Source organism: Anaerosporobacter sp. (genome assembly GCF_965301125.1).
The window spans coordinates 1-1,504 of the sequence record NZ_CBDLAM010000385.1 but is presented as its reverse complement, the minus strand read 5'-3'; the positions used below and the strand labels follow the sequence as shown (position 1 = coordinate 1,504).

Genomic DNA, 1,504 nt, shown 5'->3' with positions numbered 1-1,504 from the left:
CAGGAAAATCAAAAGAATGAATATCTAAATAAGAAAATACAGTATTATTATTCCAACGAAAATAACACAATATATTACAAATATGAAAAACATTTTATAGAAAAAAACAATTTGGTAGATAGCATAGCAATAAAACGCTATATAGGAGAATGTGGTGCTGCTTCAGGAATATTGCAAATGATACATACATTGAAAGAGCATACTGGTTATAGCTTAATTTTCAGTGCTAGTTGCCAAGGGAAATATACGTATTGCTTGATAGAGGGGAAATGAAAATATGAAAGAGAATAAAAAGAATAATAGTGAATTAAGAATGTTAAGGGAAATAATGAAATATTTCAAACCACTTAAAAAGTATATCATTATTGCTACTTTTACAACAATAATTTCTGTATTATTATCAATGCCTATTCCTTATTTGAATAAAATACTGGTAGACGATGTTATTCTTGGAAAGCACTATTCTCTATTTGGTGTAGTTATGACGGTATGGTTAGTTATCTTAATTGTTCAGCCGTTATTGAATTCATTTACTAAATATATTTTTTCCATTTTTGATATGAAATTTGATTTGGAAATCAAAACAGATATTTTTACAAAAATTCTTCATCTACCAGTAGATTTCTTTACAAATAATCAGTTGGGGTATATTCAAGGAAGAATAGATAATGAAATTACTAATCTTCATTCGCTTACTGCAGGAAAGATATTAAATGTTCTAAGTAATATAGTAATGCTTGTGTTCGGGTTAATTATGATGTTTTTTATAGATTGGAAGCTTACATTACTTACATTAATTATTATTCCGATTAATATAATCAATAGCTTTTATTTTGCTAAACGTGTTAGAGGAGTTAATAAACAGGTTTCAGAAGCATGGTCCAGGCAAGGTGGCAAGATGTTTGAATTTCTGATGGGAATTGAAACAGTTAAGTTATTTGTATTTGAGTGTCAAAGCATGAAGGCATATAGAGAAAAGTATAAGGAAGCTATTGGAATCACCAAAAGAAAAGTTAAACTAGATTTGATTTCTAACTTTTTTTCTTCCGTAGCAGCAGGCCTCTGTTCTTTTATTATCTGGGGGTATGGTGGATGGCTTATCATAAAAGGATACTTATCGATTGGTGCAATTACAGCATTTGTAGGTTATGCAGAATATGTATTTTCGCCAGCGATACAGATGGCTGGACTAAAGTTAAATCTGCAGTCTGTTTTTGCATCTTGGGATCGAATCAAAGAAATTTTGAATTTAGAAGATGAGAAAATGATATCAGATACGAAGGAACCACTTCAAATAACTGAAGGGAAAATAGAATATCAAAATGTTTCGTTTCAATTTGAGGATAATGAACAAATCATATTAAATGATATTACTACTAATATTAAAGCTGGAGAAAAAGTAACTCTTGCAGGAAGTAATGGTTCAGGTAAGTCAACTTTTATAAAATTATTGGTAGGTTTTTTTCCAAACTATACAGGAACAATTTACATTGATGGACAAGAT

The 1,504-nt window shown here is 29.5% G+C and carries 2 protein-coding genes; both read left to right on the top strand.

The features are described from left to right. The coding region (locus ACW2QF_RS20250) for a hypothetical protein (protein WP_455717820.1) at positions 1-273 on the top strand (273 nt) is incomplete at its 5' end. Positions 274-277: 4 nt separating this feature from the next. Further along, a partial coding sequence (locus tag ACW2QF_RS20245) for an ABC transporter transmembrane domain-containing protein (RefSeq protein WP_455717819.1) occupies positions 278-1,504 on the top strand: 1,227 nt, incomplete at its 3' end.